This is a genomic window from Corynebacterium riegelii (genome assembly GCF_001263755.1).
GTDB lineage: Bacteria > Actinomycetota > Actinomycetes > Mycobacteriales > Mycobacteriaceae > Corynebacterium > Corynebacterium riegelii.
On the sequence record NZ_CP012342.1, the window covers coordinates 1,760,832 to 1,781,014 of the forward strand.

Annotated in this window: 21 protein-coding genes; 5 read left to right on the forward strand and 16 right to left on the reverse strand. The window is 62.1% G+C overall.

Annotated features, from left to right (window positions below; all coding sequences use genetic code 11):
* Window positions 1-40 precede the first annotated feature (40 nt).
* Together AK829_RS08575 and AK829_RS08580 are read left to right on the forward strand one after the other, a co-directional pair.
* Entirely contained in the window at window positions 41-1,018 is a 978-nt protein-coding gene (locus AK829_RS08575) for a 1,4-dihydroxy-2-naphthoate polyprenyltransferase (RefSeq protein ID WP_157045336.1), read from the forward strand.
* A gap of 18 nt (window positions 1,019-1,036) precedes the next feature.
* Window positions 1,037-1,951, forward strand: a complete 915-nt coding sequence (locus AK829_RS08580; RefSeq protein ID WP_052205476.1) for an AEC family transporter — start codon at window positions 1,037-1,039, stop codon at window positions 1,949-1,951.
* 6 nt (window positions 1,952-1,957) lie between these two features.
* Here the strand turns inward: AK829_RS08580 and AK829_RS08585 are convergent, their stop codons facing one another.
* Entirely contained in the window at window positions 1,958-2,266 is a 309-nt protein-coding gene (locus AK829_RS08585) for a DUF4229 domain-containing protein (protein WP_052205477.1), read from the reverse strand.
* A 41-nt stretch (window positions 2,267-2,307) separates the two neighbouring features.
* Between AK829_RS08585 and AK829_RS08590 the strand changes: the two genes are divergently transcribed.
* The gene (locus tag AK829_RS08590; protein ID WP_052206471.1) at window positions 2,308-2,565 is read left to right on the forward strand and encodes a hypothetical protein; all 258 of its coding nucleotides are present in this window, start codon (window positions 2,308-2,310) and stop codon (window positions 2,563-2,565) included.
* A 135-nt stretch (window positions 2,566-2,700) separates the two neighbouring features.
* Here the strand turns inward: AK829_RS08590 and AK829_RS08595 are convergent, their stop codons facing one another.
* The 8 genes from AK829_RS08595 to hemL all read right to left on the reverse strand — a co-directional run bounded on the left by AK829_RS08595 (window position 2,701) and on the right by hemL (window position 10,107).
* Window positions 2,701-2,940 carry a helix-turn-helix domain-containing protein gene (locus tag AK829_RS08595; RefSeq protein ID WP_232305710.1) on the reverse strand — a complete coding sequence of 80 codons (240 nt, stop codon included), beginning with the start codon at window positions 2,938-2,940 and terminating at the stop codon, window positions 2,701-2,703.
* Between the two features lie 85 nt (window positions 2,941-3,025).
* Complete coding sequence (gene galE / locus AK829_RS08600) at window positions 3,026-4,027, reverse strand: UDP-glucose 4-epimerase GalE (RefSeq protein ID WP_052205479.1); 1,002 nt, start codon at window positions 4,025-4,027, stop codon at window positions 3,026-3,028.
* 3 nt (window positions 4,028-4,030) lie between these two features.
* Window positions 4,031-5,056 (reverse strand): c-type cytochrome biogenesis protein CcsB, encoded by a 1,026-nt coding sequence (gene ccsB, locus AK829_RS08605; RefSeq protein ID WP_052206472.1) that lies wholly within the window; start codon window positions 5,054-5,056, stop codon window positions 4,031-4,033.
* Window positions 5,057-5,127: 71 nt separating this feature from the next.
* The gene (locus AK829_RS08610) at window positions 5,128-6,771 is read right to left on the reverse strand and encodes a cytochrome c biogenesis protein ResB (RefSeq protein WP_052205480.1); all 1,644 of its coding nucleotides are present in this window, start codon (window positions 6,769-6,771) and stop codon (window positions 5,128-5,130) included.
* A 10-nt stretch (window positions 6,772-6,781) separates the two neighbouring features.
* Window positions 6,782-7,561, reverse strand: a complete 780-nt coding sequence (locus AK829_RS08615) for a cytochrome c biogenesis CcdA family protein (protein ID WP_052205481.1) — start codon at window positions 7,559-7,561, stop codon at window positions 6,782-6,784.
* Window positions 7,562-7,564: 3 nt separating this feature from the next.
* Entirely contained in the window at window positions 7,565-8,140 is a 576-nt protein-coding gene (locus AK829_RS12525) for a TlpA disulfide reductase family protein (protein ID WP_052205482.1), read from the reverse strand.
* Between the two features lie 33 nt (window positions 8,141-8,173).
* Entirely contained in the window at window positions 8,174-8,776 is a 603-nt protein-coding gene (locus tag AK829_RS08625) for a histidine phosphatase family protein (RefSeq protein WP_052205483.1), read from the reverse strand.
* Complete coding sequence (gene hemL, locus AK829_RS08630; protein WP_083439803.1) at window positions 8,773-10,107, reverse strand: glutamate-1-semialdehyde 2,1-aminomutase; 1,335 nt, start codon at window positions 10,105-10,107, stop codon at window positions 8,773-8,775. Before hemL ends, AK829_RS08625 begins: the two co-directional genes overlap by 4 nt.
* 20 nt (window positions 10,108-10,127) lie before the next feature.
* Here hemL and AK829_RS08635 point away from each other — a divergent pair, with 20 nt between their 5' ends.
* A complete protein-coding gene (locus AK829_RS08635; RefSeq protein WP_052205484.1) occupies window positions 10,128-10,970 on the forward strand; it encodes an NAD(P)-dependent oxidoreductase in 843 nt (280 codons plus the stop codon).
* A gap of 219 nt (window positions 10,971-11,189) precedes the next feature.
* Here AK829_RS08635 and AK829_RS08640 read toward each other — a convergent pair whose 3' ends face one another.
* Complete coding sequence (locus tag AK829_RS08640; RefSeq protein WP_052205485.1) at window positions 11,190-11,945, reverse strand: DedA family protein; 756 nt, start codon at window positions 11,943-11,945, stop codon at window positions 11,190-11,192.
* A 209-nt stretch (window positions 11,946-12,154) separates the two neighbouring features.
* Here AK829_RS08640 and AK829_RS12685 point away from each other — a divergent pair, with 209 nt between their 5' ends.
* Window positions 12,155-12,406 carry a hypothetical protein gene (locus AK829_RS12685; RefSeq protein ID WP_052205486.1) on the forward strand — a complete coding sequence of 84 codons (252 nt, stop codon included), beginning with the start codon at window positions 12,155-12,157 and terminating at the stop codon, window positions 12,404-12,406.
* Between the two features lie 377 nt (window positions 12,407-12,783).
* Here AK829_RS12685 and AK829_RS08650 read toward each other — a convergent pair whose 3' ends face one another.
* From AK829_RS08650 to hemB, 6 genes are read right to left on the reverse strand one after another with little or no spacing between them, the layout of a single operon-like run.
* The gene (locus AK829_RS08650; RefSeq protein WP_083439804.1) at window positions 12,784-14,313 is read right to left on the reverse strand and encodes a protoporphyrinogen oxidase; all 1,530 of its coding nucleotides are present in this window, start codon (window positions 14,311-14,313) and stop codon (window positions 12,784-12,786) included.
* Window positions 14,314-14,318: 5 nt separating this feature from the next.
* Window positions 14,319-15,368, reverse strand: a complete 1,050-nt coding sequence (hemE, locus tag AK829_RS08655; RefSeq protein ID WP_052205487.1) for a uroporphyrinogen decarboxylase — start codon at window positions 15,366-15,368, stop codon at window positions 14,319-14,321.
* Between the two features lie 48 nt (window positions 15,369-15,416).
* Entirely contained in the window at window positions 15,417-17,969 is a 2,553-nt protein-coding gene (locus AK829_RS08660) for a heavy metal translocating P-type ATPase (RefSeq protein ID WP_052205488.1), read from the reverse strand.
* A 27-nt stretch (window positions 17,970-17,996) separates the two neighbouring features.
* Window positions 17,997-18,506, reverse strand: coding sequence for a hypothetical protein (locus AK829_RS08665; RefSeq protein ID WP_052205489.1), 510 nt, complete (start codon window positions 18,504-18,506; stop codon window positions 17,997-17,999).
* A gap of 3 nt (window positions 18,507-18,509) precedes the next feature.
* Window positions 18,510-19,148: a hypothetical protein gene (locus AK829_RS08670; RefSeq protein WP_052205490.1), complete on the reverse strand. Its 639-nt coding sequence runs from the start codon at window positions 19,146-19,148 to the stop codon at window positions 18,510-18,512.
* Window positions 19,141-20,175 (reverse strand): porphobilinogen synthase, encoded by a 1,035-nt coding sequence (gene hemB, locus AK829_RS08675; protein ID WP_052206474.1) that lies wholly within the window; start codon window positions 20,173-20,175, stop codon window positions 19,141-19,143. Before hemB ends, AK829_RS08670 begins: the two co-directional genes overlap by 8 nt.
* Between the last annotated feature and the right edge of the window lie 8 nt (window positions 20,176-20,183).

The window sequence follows — 20,183 nt, forward strand, 5'->3', positions numbered from 1 at the left end:
ACACTAGCCCAGCGCAACGCTTGGGTGCATGATGGAGTGCATGACTGATTCCGCCGCATTGCATCACTGGTGGGAGGCCGCACGCCCCCACACCTGGCCGAACGCCTTCGCCCCCGTCATCGCCGGTACGGGTGTCGCGGCGTACTGGGGTACTGAGGGCCCGCACGTGGGCAAGGCGCTACTCGCGCTCCTTGTGGCCTGGGCGTTGATCGTTGGCGTGAACTTTGCCAATGACTACTCCGATGGCATCCGCGGTACTGATGAAGACCGCACGGGCCCGGCGCGCCTGACGGCGTCAGGTACGGTGCCGCCGGAAACCGTCAAGCTCGCAGCATTTGTGGCGTTCGGTGTAGCTGGGGTGTTCGGGTTCATCCTGGCGGCAACTTCATCGTGGTGGCTGCTGTTGGTCGGCATTATCTGCATCGCCGCGGCGTGGTTCTATACGGGCGGCACGCGTCCCTACGGCTACGCGGGCTTTGGCGAGCTGGCCGTGTTCATCTTCTTCGGCCTCGTCGCCGTGATGGGCACGGAGTTTGTGCAGACCGGATTCCTCTCCAGCGAAGGCTTCCTGTGTGCCGTGGCGATCGGTTCGATCTCGGCCGCGGTGAATCTGGCCAATAATATTCGTGACATCCGCACGGACGCCGCCGCCGGCAAGAAAACTCTCGCGGTGCGCATTGGTGATTCTGCGTCTCGAACCCTGTTTACCGTCCTCACCCTCGTCCCATTCGTAGCCACCATCCTGCTTGGATTCAGTACTCCGCTGGTGTTTGTTGGGTTTGCGGCTTTGCCGTTTGCGGTGGCGTCGATAGTAATTGTGCGCCGCGGCGCAACTGGCAAGGACCTGATCCCCGTGCTGGGGATGAACGGCAAAGCGATGCTGATCTGGTCAATCACAACAGCCCTCGGCTTGGCGTTCTTCGGCGCGTATTTCTGGGGCCAGCCAGTCCCCTACACCGAAGGCGGCGCCGACTTCGGGTGGTCCATGCACCTGCCTACGCCTGGCATGCCATTCTAATGGCGTAGGCTGTCCGACGTGCTTGATGTTTTAACCGGTTTCTCGATCATCTTCGTGGTGATTGGTGCCGGTTTCTTTCTTGCCCAGAAAGGCATCATCCGCCAAAACAACCGGCTGATGTTGAACCAGATCGCGTTTTACATCGCCACCCCTTCGCTGATTTTCTCCAGCGTCGCGGTATCCGACACCAGCGTGTTCTACTCCAAGGTGGTTGGGGTGGTGGCGGTGGCGTCCGTAGGCATCATGGTTTTGTACTGGCTGTTGAGCTTTTTTGCTTTTAAACGCCCAGTCGCCGAAACCATGGCCGGCGCCGCCAGCTCCAGCTACTACAACTCCATCAACATTGGACTGCCAATTGCCACCTACGTGATTGGGGATGCCACCTATGCCGTGCCCGTCCTGGTGCTCCAAGTAGCAATCCTCACCCCACTGATCATCACCGGCCTGAACTGGGGCGGCGCCGAAAAGGGCGCAACACTGAAGGCCATTGTGGCCGGGCTGACCGCGCCGATGGTTGTTGCCGCTATCGCCGGGTTTGTGGTGTCCGCCTCCGGCTGGACGGTGCCCGAACCCATAATGGCGCCGCTAGAGATCCTCGGCGGTGCGTCCATCCCGCTGATCCTGATGAGCTTCGGCGCCTCCCTAAAGGGCGACGGCGTCCTACACGAGGAGCGCGTACCAACCCTGGTTGCCTCCACCTTAAAGCTGGTGGGTATGCCGGCAATGGCGTGGGCCATCGGCCTGGCGTTTGGGCTTAGCGGCAACGACCTCTACGCCGCGGTCATCCTCGCCGCCCTGCCAACCGCGCAGAACGTGTACAACTACACCGCCACCTACCGCGTCGGCGAAACCGTGGCCCGCGACACCGTCTTCATCACCACATTCCTCTCACTGCCGGCAATGCTGGTGATCGCGCTGCTGTTCGGGCACTAGCTGGGTTTAGCGCTTGGCGAGTTCGCCTTCGATCCAATCCTTGCGCGCCTGGCGCTGCGCCTTGAACTGCGCAAGCGCCTCCGTTGCCTCCACACGCTGCTTGGTAAAGACCAGCATGGACAGCGGGAACGCCACAATCAACGCCAGCAACGCAGAGATAATCAACGGCACCGGCGCGCCAATCAACATGGCCACGCCCTGGATCACCACCGTCAGTGCCAAAAACAGCAGCAGACGGTACAGGCCATAGATGGCAGCCGCCTTGTTGGCCCGTGCGCGGGCGTTCGGGTCAATGGTTGGTTGCGTATCGGTCACGCTTCCCAACCATAATGCGACGACTAGTAATGTTGGAATCTATGGGACGCGTACTTCTCATCCTCCTGATCATCCTCGCCGTCTACCTCATGTGGCGCGCCTTCGGCCCGGGTTCCGCCGAACGCTACGGAACCCGCGCCCCCGAGCAACGCCCGGCCATCAAAGGCCCTGATGATGACGAAGAGTTCCTCTGGAACATTGAGAAGAACCGCTTCAAGGAACGCCGTGCGAAAGAAGAGGCGGAACGGCGTAAGAAAGAGGAAGAGGAGCGGCGGAAGCGTCGCGAAGAAGGAAGCTAGCCAGCTGGCGCTGAAAACAAATGCGAAATCTTTCAGCGTCCTGCGGTTTTCTAGTCACATCCGTAACAAATCAAAATGTTTGCAATGAGGCTGGTGTGACAGGTGGGGTTAGCGCTGGTTAGGGGGGTTTCGGGGCTAGGCGCCGGCACCAGAGCTGGGCGTGAGCGACAGCCGAAGGCCGAGCACCTCAGCAACCGCGGCGACTTTCTCCCAGCGCACGCCCTCGCCACCATGCTCGATGGTGTGCAGCGTGGAGCGGGATACACCAGCAGCGCTGGCAACATCCTGCTGCACGCGCCCAACTTCGCGGCGCCGGGAAGCCAGCTGCTCCCCCAGCGCCAACAACGTCGGGTTGCTGCTGGCGGGTTTGCCCACCTTATTGCGCGGCTGACTCCTAGGCGTATCCCTGGGCTGACTTCTTGGCTGACTGCGCGGTTGCCCCTTCGCCACACTGCCACTGCTAGTCACCGCGCAGCCCTTCCTCTTCGTCCAACACCGCCGGCAGGTGGTGTTGGGACCAGGTGAGGGCGTGACGTACGCCGTCGATAAGCGAAAGCTCCGGGGACCAACCAAGGACCTCCAAAGCTTTGGTGGTGCGGGTGGCGCAGCCGACCACATCTCCGTCGCGCGGCGGGGCGGTGCGGATGTCCAGGGGTGTGCCGGTGGCCTCGCCGAAGGCCTGGGCAAGTTCGAAGACCGTGGTGCCCTGGCCGGTGCCCAGGTTGATGGTGGTGTGGGCATCCGCGGTCTCCGCAAGGAAGCGCAGCGCCGCCACATGCGCACGCGCAAGGTCCCACACGTGGACGTAGTCGCGCAGACCCGAGCCGTCTCGAGTCGGCCACTCAACACCCGTGACCGTAAACGGCTCGCCTGCGGTATGCGCCTCAATCATCTTGCCCATCGCGTGCGTGGGGTGCGGGTTCTGCAGGCCGGTGCGCATCTGCGGGTCAGCGCCGATTGGGTTGAAGTACCGCAACGACAAGGAGGTAATCGCAGGCGTATCCTCCAGCACGCGCTCCACCATCCGCTTGGACGCGGCGTACGGGCTCAGCGGGTTGACCGCGCTTTGCTCATCCACCATGTAGTCCGGGCCTGGCTCATACATGGACGCCGTGGAGCTCAAAATGAACCGCGTGATGCCGTGGCGCTCCAGGGTCTGCAGCAGCTCGATGCTTTTGGCCACGTTGTTGTGGTAATACGCAAGCGGCTTTTCCACGCTCTCCGGAACGACAATCTTCGCCGCGCAGTGGATCACCGCGTCAATGTCAGGATGCTCGGTGGCGATGCGGTGGACCAGGGCGGCATCTGCGATATCGCCCTCGTAGTAATCAAAACGCTGGGCGAAGGCGCGAAGGCCGGTAGAAAAATCGTCCAGAATCACCGGCGTGATGCCGCTGTCCGCGCAGTAGTTGGCAATGGTGGAGCCGATGTATCCAGCCCCACCTGTAATCAGGACCTTCATAGTTTAGTTCAGCCCAGCGTAGGAGTGCAGGCTCGCAGCAACAAAGTTCACATACGTCATGTTAAACACCGTCATTGCCAATGCAAAGACGTTGATCCACGCGGCCTTGGAGTTCTTCCAGCCAGCGGTTGCGCGTGCGTGCAGGTAGGCCGCGTAGAGCACCCAGGTGATCATGGACACGGTTTCCTTCGCGTCCCAGTTCCAGAACCGGCCCCAGGCAACCTCAGCCCAGATCGCGCCGAAGACGATGCCAATGCCGAACAGTGGCAGGGTCACAATCGCCGTCTTGTACGTGATCGTATCCAGGGTCTTCGCGCTTGGCAGCGGCTTTGCAAGTGCGCCGAAGAAGCCGTGCTCCTGACCCTTCGGCTGCCACATGCGCAGCAGATAGAGAAGCGCGAACACGCCGGAGACAATGCCAATGGACGCACCGATGGACACCGTGGACACGTGGACCGGCATCCAGTAGGACTGCAGCGCCGGCACCACCGGAGCCGCCTGCAGGTGGAACACCGTGGAGTTTAAGAACATGGTGATCACCATCGGTGAGAGCAGCCACGGCCACAGGGAGTGCCAGCCCTTGCGCTGCACCACGGCTGCCGCGGTCACCATGATCACCGCCGTCATAAACAAGATGTACTCATACAGGTTGCCCAGCGGGAAACGCTGCGCCGCAATGCCGCGGGTAACAAAGGCGACAATGTGCAGCGTCACACCGAACCAGACCAACGCCTGGGTCATGTTCGCCCACTGGCGCGCCTTGCCCACACGGGTTTCATATTCGGTGTCCAGCGCAGCGCTATCAACCGGCTCATCTGGGCGCTCCTTGGTCAGCACCGAAGAACCAGCGCCAACGGCCACTTTCTCCTCCGCGCGGGCGGCGAGCTCCGCACGCTCACGGCGAAGGTCCACGATGCCAAGCAGGCGACCGTAGTAGATGCAGGACATGAGCAGCGCGGCGATGTAAATGACAAACGCCGTGCGGAACGTCAAGTCCGAAAGTGAGGCCATTGTTGTATCCACGAGCATGTGCATTAACGTACCCCACTTACCAGGCCAATTCCAACCTTTTGGCGGGTCACAGGCCTGTTAGCAACGTCCTAGAGGTCACCCTCTTCGAACTCTTCTTCGCTCTCATCGTGGGTGCCAAGGATCACGCCCACCAGTTCCTCGAACTCGCTGCCCCACCCGGCGCGGTCCGTGCGGGCAAGGCCGGCGATCTCTACGCGGGTAACGGCCTCCCCGGCGGCGGTGGTCTCCGGGTGCAGGCGCACCCACACGCGCCGACGCTTGATGGTCAACGACGCCGCCAGCGCCGCCAACATAATCATCGTGGTCACCAGCGCCCAGCGCTGGAACGGGTCGCGGGAGATTTGGTAGTTGGCAAACTCGGCGGCGCCATCAAAACGCACCGTGATCGGGCCGGCCGGATCGCCCACGTCCACGCGGGCCTCCTCCCCCGGCTCAAGGGTGAGGCGTTGCGTCTTCTGCAGCTGTCCGGATGCAATGAGCGACTGGTCCAGCACAAAAATGTTCTGCGGGCGACCGGTGTCCAAACCGGCGTCGCCCACGTAGACCTCCACCGCCATCGCCGGGTCCTCCATGGACGGGAAGGCGGACTGCAGCATGTCCTGGTTCGGGCCAGTCCACTGCGCGGTTGGCGCGAACACGCCCTCAAACGCCAGCTGGTTTTGGCGGCGTTCCATCAGATCCGGATACATGCCCGCCGGCGGATCAAAACGCATCACGCCAGAGGACAAAAACGTTTGCAGGTCCGTGGGCCTAAACTGCACCATCTGCGTGCGCGACTCCCCGTTCGGCCACGTCACCGTAATCTGCGGCGCAAACCCGTGCCCCTGCAGGTAGACGCGGTCCTGGCCAATACGCAGCGGATGGTTGACCTGCAGCGTTGCCTTCTCCCACGTCTCCTTCGGCGCGGTCACGTCATCGGTGTAGGTCACGTCGGACCAAAAGCCCAACGCCTGGCCATTCGGCAAGTAATCGGAGCGGAAGTTTTGGGATTCGAAGCAGAAGGGGGTGAGCCCGGTGCCGTCGAAAAGCGAACCGGCCCTGAACACATCGAAGTTAGACGGGCTGGTGTTGCAGAACTCGCGCGAGTTTTGCACGGGCACCGCATGCTCGGATTCGGAGTTGGTGACCACGATCGCCTGCCCCTCATAAAAGGCCATCCTGCCAAGGGCGAAGGTGACAATCATGCCCACAATGCCCACGTGGAACAGCAGGTTCATCAGCTCACGCGAGTAGCCGCGCTCCGCCGAAATAGACAGCGCGCCGGCACGGTCCTCCCCCGGCTCATAGACCGCGGTGTGCCAGCGGCGAAGGGCTTTTTGCGTGTTTGCGCTCACCTGATCCACCGGTGCCGCCACCACACCGGACTCATGCAACGGCATGCGGGAGAGGAACTTCGGCGCACGCGTCGGCTTCGCGCGGTACGCACGCCAGTGATCCACCGAGCGCGGAATGATGCAGCCAACAAGGGAGATCATCAGCAGCACAACGATGGCGACGAACCAGGTGGACGAGAAAGCGTCGAAAAACTGCAGCCTGTCGTAGATCGGCCCCATCGTCGGGTTGGCCTTGAGATAGTCATCTACCAGCGACGCACTGACCTGCCTCTGCGGCAGCAGCGCGCCCGGAATGGCAGCCAAGGCTAGCAGGAACAGCAAGATAAGCGCGGTGCGCATGCTTGTCAGCCAGTGCCACGCCTTCTTCAGCATCTGCATGTTGAATCCTTTAAATTACTGTCTCTCCGAAACCGACGGTGAACTGACGCGTCCACCCAATAAATGTCTCCCACACGCCACTGAGCAGCAAAATGCCAACCGCAATCATGGCGATACCGCCGATGATCTGGATCTGGCGCGAATGCCTGCGCAGGAAATCCACGCTTTTGACCGCACGCGCCGAGCCAATGGCGATGAGCAGAAACGGCAAGCCCAGTCCCAAACAGTAGGCGGTGACCAGAATCGCTCCGCGCGCCGCCGTCATGCCCTCAGTACCTGCGGCGACGGAGATGATCGCGGCCAGCGTCGGCCCGAGGCACGGCGTCCAGCCAAGCGCAAACACGCCGCCTAAAAGGGGCGCACCGAAGATGGTGGCCCAGCGTTTCGGCTGCATGCGGGTGTCTTTCTGCAGCGCCGGGACCGCGCCCATAAACACCACGCCCATCAGGATGGTCACCACACCGCCGATGCGCATGAGCATCTCCGCGTTGAGACGAATCATGCTAATCGCCCCGAACACACTGACCGTGGCCAACAGGAACACCACGGTAAACCCTGCGATGAACAGGGCTGCCGCACCGGCGACCGCGCCTCGTTTTCTAGTCACCCGCGGCCCGTCTTCCCCGTAGTTGACCTCACCGCCAACCACGCCAGTGAGGTACGAAATGTAGCCGGGCACCAGCGGGATCACGCACGGGGAGGCAAAAGAGACTAACCCGGCCAACGCCGCGGCCAGCATGCCAAGCAGCAGCGGTCCTTCTGCCGCTAGCTGTGAAAACGCCTCCCCCATCGGCTACTCCGCCTCAAGTTCTGCAACCACGTCAAGAATGTCCTGGGCGCTTACCTCACGCAGGAACACCGCCGCTGGGCGGTGTTCCTTGTCCAGGATCACGGTGGTTGGGATCACGGAGCTAGGCACGCCGCCAAGAAACGCCGCGGTTTTAAACGGCGGGTCATACAAAGACGGGTAGGTCACCGCGTTGTCTTTGAGGAAGTCGCGCGAAATCTCCGGGTTCGGGTCACGCACGTTGATACCAAGTACTGTGCCCGTGCCGATCTCCTCGAAGTGTTCCTGGACCTCCTGCAGATCATCAACCTCCGCGCGGCACGGGGCGCACCACTGGCCCCACGCGTTCAACACCACGACCTGGCCAGCGAAGTCATCCAGGTTGATATCGGTGCCCGGCTCCATCAGCGACTCACCGCTGAAGTTTGCCAACGGCTTGCGGTCTGCCTGGTCATAGCGGATCTCAACCTGGCCGCCTGGAGAGTGGAACGAGAACGTGCCGCCGCTATCGCCGCCAGTAGTTGAGCAACCAGCAAGGGCGAGCGCGCACACAAGTGCGGGCAGGATTCGTTTCGTTCTCACAAGTAGCTTTCTTAAGGTTTGGCTCAGGGTTTTCTAGATGTGTCCGGCCGGAGTGGAATATGACCAGTCAATAACAACGTCACCCTCAAACACAAGTGACGTCACACTTGCCAGGTCACACTCGCGGCTGGCGTGCGCAAAAGACTTGCCCTGCACGAAGCGCTGCACCGTGACAATGGGCAACTGGTGGCTCACCAACACCGCCTCGTGGCCCTCGGCCTTCTGACGTGCCTGCTCAGTGGCGCGATCCATACGCTGGAAAATCTCCTCGTACGGCTCGCCCCAGCTGGGCTCCCAGGGTTTGAGCATGTAGCGCCAACGCTTCGGGTTCCACAACTGGGAACGCCACCCCTTGGTGCGCAGCCCCTCGAAGGTGTTGTCGGCTTCCAGGATGTCCTCGCACGTATCAACGCTTAGGCCCGTGACCTGGGCGATCGGCTGCGCCGTCTCCTGCGCGCGCTCAAGCGGGCTGGCTGCCAGGTACGTCACGTCGCGGCCCTCGAAGAACTCCGCCGTGGCCGCAGCCATGGACTGGCCACGAGAGCTCAGGTGATAATCCGGCAGGCGCCCGTACAAAATGCGCTGCGGGTTAAACACCTCGCCGTGGCGCACAAGGTGAACGATGGTGCGCGTCATGCGGTTGGCTCCGCCTGCGCCGCGGCCTTCGCCGCCGGAACCAGTGCCGCCTCAATACGGCCAAAGTCCTCATCCGTCAGCGCGGTGGAGACAAACCAGGTTTCAAACGCGCTCGGTGGCGCAAACACGCCAGCGTCCAACAACGCGTGGAAGAACGCCGGGTAACGCCAGGTATCCGCAGCCTTCATGTCCGTGAAGTTGTGGCCAGCGCCCTCCGCGAAGCGCACGGACAGCATCGTCTCTGCACGCTGGATGTGGTGGGCTACGCCCTCGCGCGTCAAGGCGCTGCTAATCAGGCTGCCCAACAGGTCCGCGTTGCGGTACAGCTGCGGGTAAATATCCTCAGAGGCCAGCTTCAACGACGCCAAGCCCGCCGCCATCGCCACCGGGTTACCGGACAGGGTACCCGCCTGGTACACCGGACCATTCGGTGCGAGCTTCTCCATAATCTCGCGGCGACCACCAAAAGCCGCCGCCGGCAGACCGCCGGAAATGACCTTGCCAAACGTGGTCAAGTCACCCGCCACACCGTCCACGCCGTACCAGCCGGAGTAGGAGGTGCGGAAGCCGGTCATCACTTCGTCCAAAATCAAAAGCGCGCCGTGCTCATGCGCAAGATCCTTCAGCTTCTGGTTGAAGTTGTCCTTCGGTGCAACGGTGCCCATGTTGCCGGCCGCGGCCTCCGTGATCACACAGGCAATCTCGCCCGGGTTTTCCTCAAACGCACGACGCACCGCATCAATGTCGTTGTACGGCACCACAATCGTGTCCGCCGCCTGCGCACCGGTCACACCCGGGGAGTCCGGCAGCGAGAACGTTGCCAAGCCAGAGCCCGCCGAGGCCAGCAGCGCATCCACGTGGCCGTGGTAGCAGCCGTCAAACTTGATAATCTTCGGCCGGCCCGTGAAACCGCGCGCCAAACGCACCGCAGACATGGTCGCCTCCGTGCCGGAGTTGACCATGCGCACCTCTTCAACGCTGGTGCGCTGCACAATGTGCTCTGCAATCTCCACCTCGGCCTCGGTCGGCGCACCGAAGCTCAGGCCGTCAACCATCGCCGCCTGGACGGCCTCAAGGATTTCCGGGCGCGCGTTGCCGTTGATCATCGGGCCCCAGGAGTTCACGAGGTCAACGTAGGCGTTGCCATCAACGTCGATAAGCTTGGATCCATGCGCGCTCTTGATAAAGCGAGTCTGGCCGCCGACGGAGCCGAAGCCGCGCACCGGCGAGTTCACACCGCCCGGGGTCAGTTGCTGCGCGCGGGCAAAAAGCTCCGCCGAGCGCTTGGTGTTGGCTGAGGTTGGCATTTGACTAAAGTCCTGCGTGGTCATGCTTGTCTATCCTAGGCCATATGAAGATCGCGTTTTTAGGCCTCGGCCGCATGGGAACTGAGCTTGCGCTCAAACTTGTCAATGACCACGAGCTCACCGTTTGGAACCGCACCGCAGCCAAAACCGAACCTTTGGTTGCCGCCGGTGCGCGCGCCGCAGCAACCCCCGAGGAGGCGGTTGAGGGCGCTGAGCTGGTTATCACCTCACTGTTCGGGCCGGATGAGGTCCGCGAAGTTGTCATTGAGCCCGGCTTGATCGCACCTGATGTGACCTGGGCGGATTCCACCACCATTTCGCCTGCGGATGCCGCCGAGTTCGCCGCCGCCGTCCCCGGCTTCGTCCACACCCCGGTGGTTGGCACATTGCCGCCTGCCCGCGCCGGCAAGCTGGGGGTTTATGTAGGTGGAGCAGATGCTTGCCGACGCCACGTGGTCGCCCAAACCGTCGCCCCCTGGGCGGCGGCCAACCCCGAGCGCCTGCGCGAAGTAGACACCGCCGCCAAGGCCGCCGTGGGCAAACTGCTGGCCAACCTTGCCCTGGCCGTGAGCCTGGAAGGCTTCCGCGAGGCGTTGGACCTTGGCCTTTCGCAAGGCCTTTCGGAGTCCGAGGTGGTTTCCATGCTCGGCTCCACCGGCCTGGAGTTCATCGTGAACATGAAGGCGCCGTTCCTGCTGGGTGAGCGTTCTGTTTCTCCTGGAGACTTCTCGGTAGACGCCATTGCCAAGGATGCCCGCCTGATGCTTGACGCCGCCGACACCGACCTGCCCGCCGTCGCCGCAGCCCTGCGCTCGTTGGAAGCGCAGCAGGCCGCCGACAATGGCGACAAGGACCTGTCCTCCGTGGTGGTTAACCGCGACGTGTAGTTCTGGGGGTGGTTGGGGCCGGTTTTGGGCGCGCCGCTGCACCAATCTCCAGATTAGTGCATTCCGGCGCCTATTTCCCCAGGTGGCTGCTCACCCTCCGGGAATTGTTTCATCTCCCGTTGGGTCAGGCTGACAAATTTGACGAGCCGATTGACATTTCCCCAGGTCGCCACCCTGACAGAGAGGGGAAATTGTCAAATTTGTCAGTGCAACGAACGTTTAAGCCTGCGGCTTGGCTGTCTTGGCCTTCGACTGCCTGCGGAACACCCCGATAAACACCACAACCACCAGGGCGAGGGCGATGTAGTTGGCAATCTTGGCGTAGTGGTCCAACACGGTGACCACAGGCTCGCCGATCCACCAGCCAAGGCCCAGGTACAGGAACGACCACAGCGTCTTGGACACAAAGTCCAGGACCATGAACTTCCACAGCGGCATCCCGGTCATGCCCATGAGTACGAACACGACGAAGGCGATGGGCAGCGGAATCGGTACATACGCCAGGAAAATGCCTAGCCAGCCGAGTTTGAGCGCCCAGTACTCAACACGCTCGATGTTTTTGGCGGCGCGTTTGGAGTTGGACGCTTGGACCTCCAGAATCCCCCTGCCCCACAGCTTGCCTGCCCACCAGTAGATCCAGTCAAACTTGATGGCAACCAGTGAGCCGATCAGCAGGTACAGCAGCCAGTGTGGTGCTTGGCCCACCGCCGCCAGTGCTCCTGTCGACGCCGCGCCCAACCTCGAACCCGTCAACGCCAGCATGATCGGCGGGTCTAGTCCCAGCAGCCAGGCCCGCAGCGGGATCATGGCCAGGCCGAACAGGCCGACAAACCCGAACCAGCCAAGACACCAGTAGTCCGCCTTCGACGGCTTACCGTTCCACGGCAGGCCGTCTTCTTCCCACCATTCCTTGTTGGTGGTTTCGGCGGTGGTTGGCTCGGCGTTTGGCTCGCCGGCGCTCACGTTGTCACTCATAGGGAATCAACCTAGTGCAGAACACAGTGCAGACGAACCCATGGCAGAAACTCTGAGCAATAATTCGCGCTACTGATCCAATCGACGTGAGATTACATGGGGATTTTGAATCAAAATTCAACCAACATACAGAAACGGCTCGTATCAATGATGGGGCTAGCGAAACACAGCTGGCACGAAATAGCTGTTTTAGATAAAGGAGAAACGAGATGTCCAACACCAAGACCCGCTTTGCTGCTACCGCTGCTGCTGTTCTGCTCGCATCGACCGGCCTGGCTGCTTGCAACGACACCGGCGCTGACGACGCAACGACGACCGACTCCACCGTCAGCGGCACCACTGGCACTGCAGACTCCAGCACTGGCTCCAGCTCTGACTCCACTGCAGACACTGCAACGGACTCCACTTCTGATTCCACTGCAGACACCGCAACCGACTCCACTGCAACCGAGACCAAGTAAGTCGCGCTAGACAGCGGTCAATAACGGTCAGCAACGCGAAACCCCCATCGCACCAACTCCGGTTGGTGTGGCGATGGGGGTTTCGTCATGCGCCCAGGAACTGATGCCGTAACCAATGTCGGCGGTACAGCCCCTCCACACGAGTCCACGCCTAGTCCAAGCCGAGCCCAAACCAAGTCCGGCTTCAACAGATATGCAGGTGAAGAAATGCAGGGGAAGATATGCAGGAGTAATGGTCAGAGCGTTTTTTCAATAAGGGCCCCGTTAATGAAAATATCCCGTGACCTGCGAACCTGCATATCTTCCCCTGCATATCTACCTTTGGTAGCTGTTCGGCGACCACGGGGCGACGGGTACAGAACCGAACAGGGGCTCAGCTAGGACTTCAGAACGTCGGCGGCGACGGCGCGGGCATCTGCAATCACCGCGGGTACTCCAACGCCGGCGACCCAAGCGCCAGTCACACTCACGCCAGCACCAGCAGCGCCCTCACCACCTGGGCCACCAGCACCAGCAGCGCCACCAGCACCACCAGCGCCACCAGCACTGTCACCACCAGCACCAGCGCCGGCACTGTCACCACCAGCGCCACCAGCACCCGCCAACGCGTCGGCGAGCAGTTGCTTGACGGTGGCGACGGTGGTCAGGTGCGTGGCGTCGAAACGCGGCAGGCCCCCGAACCAGCGTTGGACGTAGATTTCTTCGAGGCCGGCCTCGCGGCCGTCGAAACCCGTGATGGTGCGCAGGTCATCCAACGCCCAGTCCACAAGGTCGTCCTCGCTGGCGGACAGCGCCACGGTGTCGCCGAAGCGGCCGAAGCTGGCGCGCACCAGCGCGCCGCCGCGCGCCGCCAAGTGCGGCCACTTGCGGGAAGACAACGTGAACGCCTTGGCGCGAACATCCTGAGCACCGCTGGCAACCAGCACACCAGAGTTTTGTGGCAAGCCCTCATCGGTGGCGAAACGCATGCCCACCACCGCGGAGTTAGCCAGCTGCACAGACTTCAGCGCAGCCGAGGCCTCCGGAGCGACACTCTTCAACAGCAATGCGGCTGTCGGGGCAGGCACAGCGAGGATGACCTGGTCATACACCACATCTTCACCACCTTTGACGCGGTAACCTGCGCCTTCGCGGGTCAGTGCGGAGATAAACGCGTCGATGTAAATGTTGGCACCGGACTGTTCTGCCAGCGCCTCGTAGACCTCTTGGTAGCCCTCGCGGAAGGAGTTGAACACGGCGCCGTGGCCGGTGGGTAGCTCCCTGCGCGCGGCCTCCAAGTTGGCCACGGCTGTAGACAAGTGCACGGGGCCATCCGCGGCAAGGCGGTCAAGCTCCGCCGCCAGCTGCGGCACAGTCGCGCGAACACCCAGGTCATCGGCAGTGCAGGAGTACACGCCGCCCAGCAGTGCGGTGACAATGTTGTCCACCACTTCGTTGCCGTAGCGCTCGCGAACAAGGGCGCCGAGGTTCACGTCGCCGCCGATCTCCCACTCGAAGCCGGGCTGCTCGCCTTCCTGGTCAATACGTCGCGCAGTCTCTTCGCTTACCAGGTGCTTCACGCCCTCGGAGGAAGACGGGATGCCCATTACGCCGCCGGTTGGCAGCTCACGCGCCGTACCGTCAACCCACACCAAGGAGCGCAGACCCGAAGGTTCCACCAAAGAGTCGCCGAGACCCAGCTCGGTGAAAAACTCCACCGCATCCTTACGGCGTGCCATGAACGCCTCCGCGCCCATATCCGTCGGCCCGGCCTCAAACGCCACGGTGTAGAGCTTGCCGCCGATGCGATCGGTCGCCTCGTAGACATCCACACGCAGATCAGTTACGCCTTCAGCCTCGCTCAAACGGCGCAGCTCATAGGCTGCGGTCAACCCGGCAAGACCTGCGCCAATAATGGCAACGTTCACGCTTTTTACGCCTCCTCGTGGATGATGCGTACGGCTTCTGTGATCGCATCCGCATCCGTGGTGGGCAAAACGCCGTGGCCGAGGTTGAAGATGTGGCCGGTGGCATCCCCCACTTCGACCGCGCGGGCAGCCTCAGCCTTAATGCGGGTGACCTCCTCGCGCACCACATCGGTGCCCGCGAACAGCATCGCCGGATCCAGGTTGCCCTGCAGCACGCGTGGGGAGGCAAAACGCTTCGCCGCCACATCCAACGGCACACGCCAATCCACGCCCATGACCTCAGAACCTGCCTCAGACATGGCGCCGAGCAGCTCGCCGGTAGCAACACCGAAGTGGATACGCGGGATCTCACCTGCAACCGTCTCCAGGATCTCCACCGAGTACGGCAACACGTGCTCGCGGTAATCCGCCTCCGTGAGGAAACCTGCCCAGGAGTCGAACAGCTGCATCGCGTCAATGCCCGCCTCAACCTGGGTGCGCAAGAACGTAGTAATCGTGGGCACCAGGCGGCGCATCAGGGCGTGCCAGGTCTCCGGATCCCCGTGCATCATGGCCTTGGTCTTCTCGTGGTTTTTGCTGGGGCCGCCCTCAACGAGGTAGCTGGCCAGCGTAAACGGCGCGCCCACGAAACCGATCAGCGCCTGGGTATCTTTCAGCTCACCCAGGATGATCTCAATGCCCTTGGCCACCTCTTCCACGTGGTGATCCAGAATCGGCAGATTATCCACGTCCGCACGCGAGGTGATCGCCTGATCCATCACCGGGCCGCGGCCCGGCACAATCTCAACGCCAACACCGGCGGCCTTCAGCGGCACCACAATGTCAGAAAACAGAATCGCGCCATCCATATCGTGGCGGCGTACCGGCTGCATCGTGATTTCCGCCAGCAGCTCGGGCATGAAGCAGGAGTCCAACATGGGGATGCCTTCGCGTACCTTGAGGTACTCCGGCAGGGAGCGGCCCGCCTGGCGCATAAACCACACCGGGGTGCGCGACGGGGTCTGGCCGTTAGCGGCCTGAAGAAGCGGGGCATTAACAAGCTCACGTCTGGTCATGGCTTACAAGCCTACTTCAGATCCGCCAGCACCTTTACCGCGGGAAATTTAGGACGGGAAACGCCCGGCGCGCGAGGAACGCTGCCCGATGATCAAGGAGCTACCGAGCATGACCAGCGTGGCGCCCATCGGTGGCAGCAAGCCACTCATGGCAAGGGCAACGGCCACCGCGTTGTAGATCAATGCGAATGCCATGTTTGAGTCAATGATGCGGGACACGCGCCGGCCGTGCTCAAGCAGCTGGGGCACTGCCATCACGTCATCACGCATGACCAGCGCGTCGATCTCAAGCTCGGTGTTTTTCTTCATGTTACTTTCGAAGAAATCCTCCTCGGCATACAAAACGCCAAGGTCCCCGACCTCAATCACGTCCAGCACTGACAGGCTGCCCACCATGGCCACGTTTGCCCCACGGCTGTGCAGTTGGCGTACGGCACCCGCCTTGTCATGCGCGGTAACTCCTGCCAGCACCGAGGATATGCCCAGCATGTTGGCAAACCGGCGTCCCACCGCGTAGGTGTCACGCGTCAGCATCACAGTGGAGGTGCCCATTGCTTCTAGACGATCAACCGCATCCGCCGCATCCTGCTTCTCCGGGTCATGCAGCGTGATCACACCTCGGTCGCGGTTCTTCCAACGCACCACAATCGGCGCACCGCCGCTAACCGCCGCCAGCGCCAAGCGCCCCTTCAGGCGCGACAGGTTGGTGGGGCGCCACAGCTCAGCGTCGAGATGGGTGGCCTCATCATCATCCGCCACACGCCCATCAACCACGGGACGCAGGGTCACGCGCCCGGTGGTGGTGCCGTCCTGGTGGATGGTGGACTCTTCCAGATCCACACGCCACGGTGCACCGTGGCCTTTCGCCTCACGTGCAGCGGCAACAATCGCACGTGAAGAGGGGTGGTTGGACTCCACCAAGAGCGCCGCCGCAACGAGGAGCACCACCTCGGTGTCCTCCCCTTCCGCGGCGGTGACCGTCTCCACGGTCATCTCCGGCTCCACCAGGGTGCCCACGCGGTTGAACACCACCGTGTCCACTTCTTCGCACTTGCGCAGGGTTGCGCCATCGCGCACCAAAATCGCGTGGCGTGCCGCCGCCTCAACGCCATGCCTGATCGCCAGTGCAGGCGAAATTGCCAGCGCCACCGGGGCGACTACGGCCAGGATGGCAAGGGCGGTGGAGAAGGCGGCGTTGATGTTGCCGTCGATAAGCCACCAAAGCCCAAAATCAATCACTGCCAGCGCATACGCCGCCGGGATCATCATGCCGGCTGAGCGGGTGGACACCATCGTCGCAGCATTTTCTCTTCGCGACGCCTCCTCCACCCAACGGCTCACCCACGCCCACTTCGTTGCATGGCCGGTACGCCGCGCGCGGACCTTGATCTTGCCGCGGTCAACCACCGTCCCGGCGGCCACCTCATCGCCCACCTTCACGTTCGGCTCCGCATCCACGCCAACCAGCACGTGATCCAGATGCGCTGAGCCGCCAACCACCTCACCGTCTACCGGGATGGTTTGGCCGGCGCGAACCTCCACGTCATCCCCGCGGTTAATTTCAGACAGCGGCAGCACCTCTTCATCACCGTGACCACGGCGAATCACCTTGTACTCCGTATCTGAAGGCGGCGTAAACTGCGCCATCTGATCCACCAACGACGCACCAGCACGCTTCGCGTAAAAACGCCCCACCAACAGCAGCGCTGTGACACCGCAGGCGACGTCTAAGAAGAGATCCATCGCATCCCCGCGCCGCGTGGGCGTCCACCCGGTTGCAGATACCCAACCGATCTCACCCGCAGGCGTAAACAACAGCGCTACAACAGACCAGAGATACGCCGCCAGCACAGCGACCGAACTCGCGCCATCCAGCGCCGAAAGGCCACGGCGCACGCCACCAGCCATCGCGCGGTGGAACGGCAACGCGCACCAAAACGCCACCGGCGTAGTCAGCGCCAAACACAGCCACTGCCAGCCCGGGAACTGCACGGCCGGCGAGTAACTGAGCACAATCACCGGCAGCGACAACACCACTGCCGTGATCAACCTCGCCGGGGTAACCAGGTCGCGGGCAGTAAACAGCACGTCATTAGAGCTGGACCGGGTACGCGCACGGCGCACAAAGCCAGCATCACGCGCGGCACTCAGGCTCGCCTGCGCATCCCGGCGCCGACGGCGAATCCGCACCGACATCCCACGCGTACTCTTCCGCGGCGAACGCGGCTCCACCGCATCCTTCAGCAACGCCTGGCGCTGCAATGTGGTGTCCGTCATCACCGGATCCACACCAAACGCGCGGATGATGTTCTCCAGCTGCTCCGGATGCACATCAGACGGCGCCGTAATCCACGCCATTGACGTCGGATACACCATGCGCGTGGTCACGCCCGGGATCTCTTCCAACGCAACTTCTATGTCCGCCAGCTGCGGAGCATCCTTCACGCCGACCAACTCAAAGGCATACGAGATGTTGCGGCGTTGGTGGTCGTCATCGCCACCGTCGATACGCATGCTCTGCCCGCTGGTCTCAACTCCGGCAAGCCGCGCGGCATCGCGGGCGAGCTCAATCGAACGGGAAAGATCTTCAGAAACTGACATTTTTACCTCACGCGGCAGCTTTCGGCGCTAGCGCAACCCCTGCCACAAATCCCCACTGCGGTGATCCACAAACGCATTCGCCGCCGGCCGGAACATAAAGAAACCAGCAAACGCCAGCAGGACCACAATGGCAAACGCCACAAAACCAACTGCGTGCACGAAAAAACCGGCCAAGTTCACAAACGCGGTGAGCATCACCAGAACAGACGCCACCCGGCGCGCACGCTTTGAACCGCGCTCAAAAAACGCCGCGCACGCCGCCAGCCCCAGGGCCAACACAATATTGCCCACGGCAACAATGCGCGTGTTCAGCAGCAGCGACCGAGTCACATCAGTATCAAGATCCGGCGGCAGGTAAGTACCCAAAAATACAGTGGCAAACAGGTCAACGGCCGTGACCAACATCAGCACTGCGGCAGCAACAACCAGCCAATACGCCACCTTCAGCGGCGTTGGCCAAGTCTCACCCACCGCATCTGTATGCCTGCGGTTGCGGTCATTCGGGTCCGCAACCATCGTTGGAAACATGCCCGCCATGTTTTAGGCTCCTTTAGCTCCGTTTTTGCCGGCGCCGGTGTCTACCCAATCAGCCGATTCCTTCTGGGAAGCGTAGAACAGCCCCAGCGCCCCCGCCACGCCAAGCATGATTTGGATAACCCCGTCGAAGGCGTAGAACGCAAGCGGCACCGTCGTGCCAGCTGGGCGCATGGCAAACACCATCAGCGCGCGCAGAGCAAAAAACACTGAGAACACCATCAGCAGCCTGCGTGCGGTTCCTGCCCATTTGCGCTGCCTGCTTATCGACGCCAACGCGAACGCAAACAACCCCAAAATAGCCAGCTGGACCAACGCCATCAGCGCAACCGAACCCCACACCGCAACGTTTAACAGCCCTTCGGACATGGCCTCGGACACGGCTCCCGTCTGCTTCGACGCTTCCTTGGCGGAGGCGATCAGCTGGGAGGGGTCCATCAGCAGCGCAACCGTGGTCAACGCCTGGTGCAACAGCTCACCACCGATCATGACCGCCCAGCACGCCAGCATGTAGCGCACCGTTTCCGGCTTGCCGCCGTGGGCGGCCTCCGGGTCAACGTGGGAGGCGGAGTTGGGGTTGCTCGGGGCACCAGTTGGCCCTGAAGGCCTTGAGGGCCCAGTCGGCCCCGGCGGCAGGCTAACCACGCACGCCCCCTGCTTGGTTGAGGCGCTTGGCGGCCTCAATGGCGTAGTAGGTCAGGATCTGGTTCGCGCCAGCGCGCTTGATGCCAATGAGGGATTCCATCATGGTCTCTTCAAAGTCGATCCAGCCGTTTTGGCCAGCGGCAACCAGCATCGCGTACTCGCCGGAAACCTGGTAGGCAGCAACCGGCACCGGCGACATCTCCGCCACCTTGGCCAGCACGTCCAGGTACGGCATGGCGGGTTTGACCATGACAAAGTCCGCGCCCTCATCAATATCCAGCTGGGTTTCCAGGATGGACTCGCGGATGTTTGCCGGGTCCTGCTGGTAGGTGCGGCGATCGCCTTTCAGGGAGGAACCGACCGCGTCGCGGAATGGGCCGAAGAACTTGGACGCGTATTTTGCGGAGTACGCCATAATCGCCACGTCCTGGTAGCCAGCGCTATCCAGCGCCTCGCGGATCACGGCCACCTGGCCGTCCATCATCCCGGACGGGCTCACAATGTGGGCACCTGCGGCGGCTTGGGCCAGCGACATCTTCACGTAGAGCTCAAGCGTTGCGTCATTAGCCACGATTTCCTGGCCAAAACGGTCCGTTTCTAACACACCGCAGTGGCCGTGATCCGTGAACTCATCCAGGCAGGTGTCCGCCATGATCAGCAGGTCATCGCCGAACTCCTCACGGAGTGCAGCCAGGTTGCGGTTCAGAATGCCGTTTTCATCCCAGGACACCGAACCCGTAGCGTCCTTATCCTCATCACGCGGAACACCAAAGAGGTCCACGCACGTCACGCCAGCTTCCAACGCTTCGTGGCAGATGGCCTTCAGGCTGTCCGTGGTGTGCTGGTACACGCCCGGCATGGAGGAAATCTCGCGCTTGGCGTCAATGCCATCTGCGACAAACAGCGGCAGGATGAAGTCCGCTGGGTGCAGGCGGGTTTCCGCCGTCAGCTCACGGATCTTCGGGTTTTGGCGCAGACGCCGCGGGCGGCGAAGCATGGTCAGGTCAATAGCGGAGTCATAAGACATGCGCCCCA

Bases quoted from the DNA above. Each gene is read 5' to 3' on its own strand.
- AK829_RS08640 (WP_052205485.1), bottom strand. From the start codon at position 11,945: ATGAGTGACAACGTGAGCGCCGGCGAGCCAAACGCCGAGCCAACCACC.
- AK829_RS08665 (WP_052205489.1), bottom strand. From the start codon at position 18,506: ATGGCGGGCATGTTTCCAACGATGGTTGCGGACCCGAATGACCGCAAC.
- AK829_RS08590 (WP_052206471.1), top strand. From the start codon at position 2,308: ATGGGACGCGTACTTCTCATCCTCCTGATCATCCTCGCCGTCTACCTC.
- AK829_RS08610 (WP_052205480.1), bottom strand. From the start codon at position 6,771: ATGCAGATGCTGAAGAAGGCGTGGCACTGGCTGACAAGCATGCGCACC.
- AK829_RS08625 (WP_052205483.1), bottom strand. From the start codon at position 8,776: ATGACGCGCACCATCGTTCACCTTGTGCGCCACGGCGAGGTGTTTAAC.
- AK829_RS08635 (WP_052205484.1), top strand. From the start codon at position 10,128: ATGAAGATCGCGTTTTTAGGCCTCGGCCGCATGGGAACTGAGCTTGCG.
- AK829_RS08615 (WP_052205481.1), bottom strand. From the start codon at position 7,561: ATGGGGGAGGCGTTTTCACAGCTAGCGGCAGAAGGACCGCTGCTGCTT.
- AK829_RS08575 (WP_157045336.1), top strand. From the start codon at position 41: ATGACTGATTCCGCCGCATTGCATCACTGGTGGGAGGCCGCACGCCCC.
- AK829_RS08660 (WP_052205488.1), bottom strand. From the start codon at position 17,969: ATGTCAGTTTCTGAAGATCTTTCCCGTTCGATTGAGCTCGCCCGCGAT.
- hemE (WP_052205487.1), bottom strand. From the start codon at position 15,368: ATGACCAGACGTGAGCTTGTTAATGCCCCGCTTCTTCAGGCCGCTAAC.
- ccsB (WP_052206472.1), bottom strand. From the start codon at position 5,056: ATGCTCGTGGATACAACAATGGCCTCACTTTCGGACTTGACGTTCCGC.
- hemL (WP_083439803.1), bottom strand. From the start codon at position 10,107: ATGACCACGCAGGACTTTAGTCAAATGCCAACCTCAGCCAACACCAAG.
- galE (WP_052205479.1), bottom strand. From the start codon at position 4,027: ATGAAGGTCCTGATTACAGGTGGGGCTGGATACATCGGCTCCACCATT.
- hemB (WP_052206474.1), bottom strand. From the start codon at position 20,175: ATGTCTTATGACTCCGCTATTGACCTGACCATGCTTCGCCGCCCGCGG.
- AK829_RS12685 (WP_052205486.1), top strand. From the start codon at position 12,155: ATGTCCAACACCAAGACCCGCTTTGCTGCTACCGCTGCTGCTGTTCTG.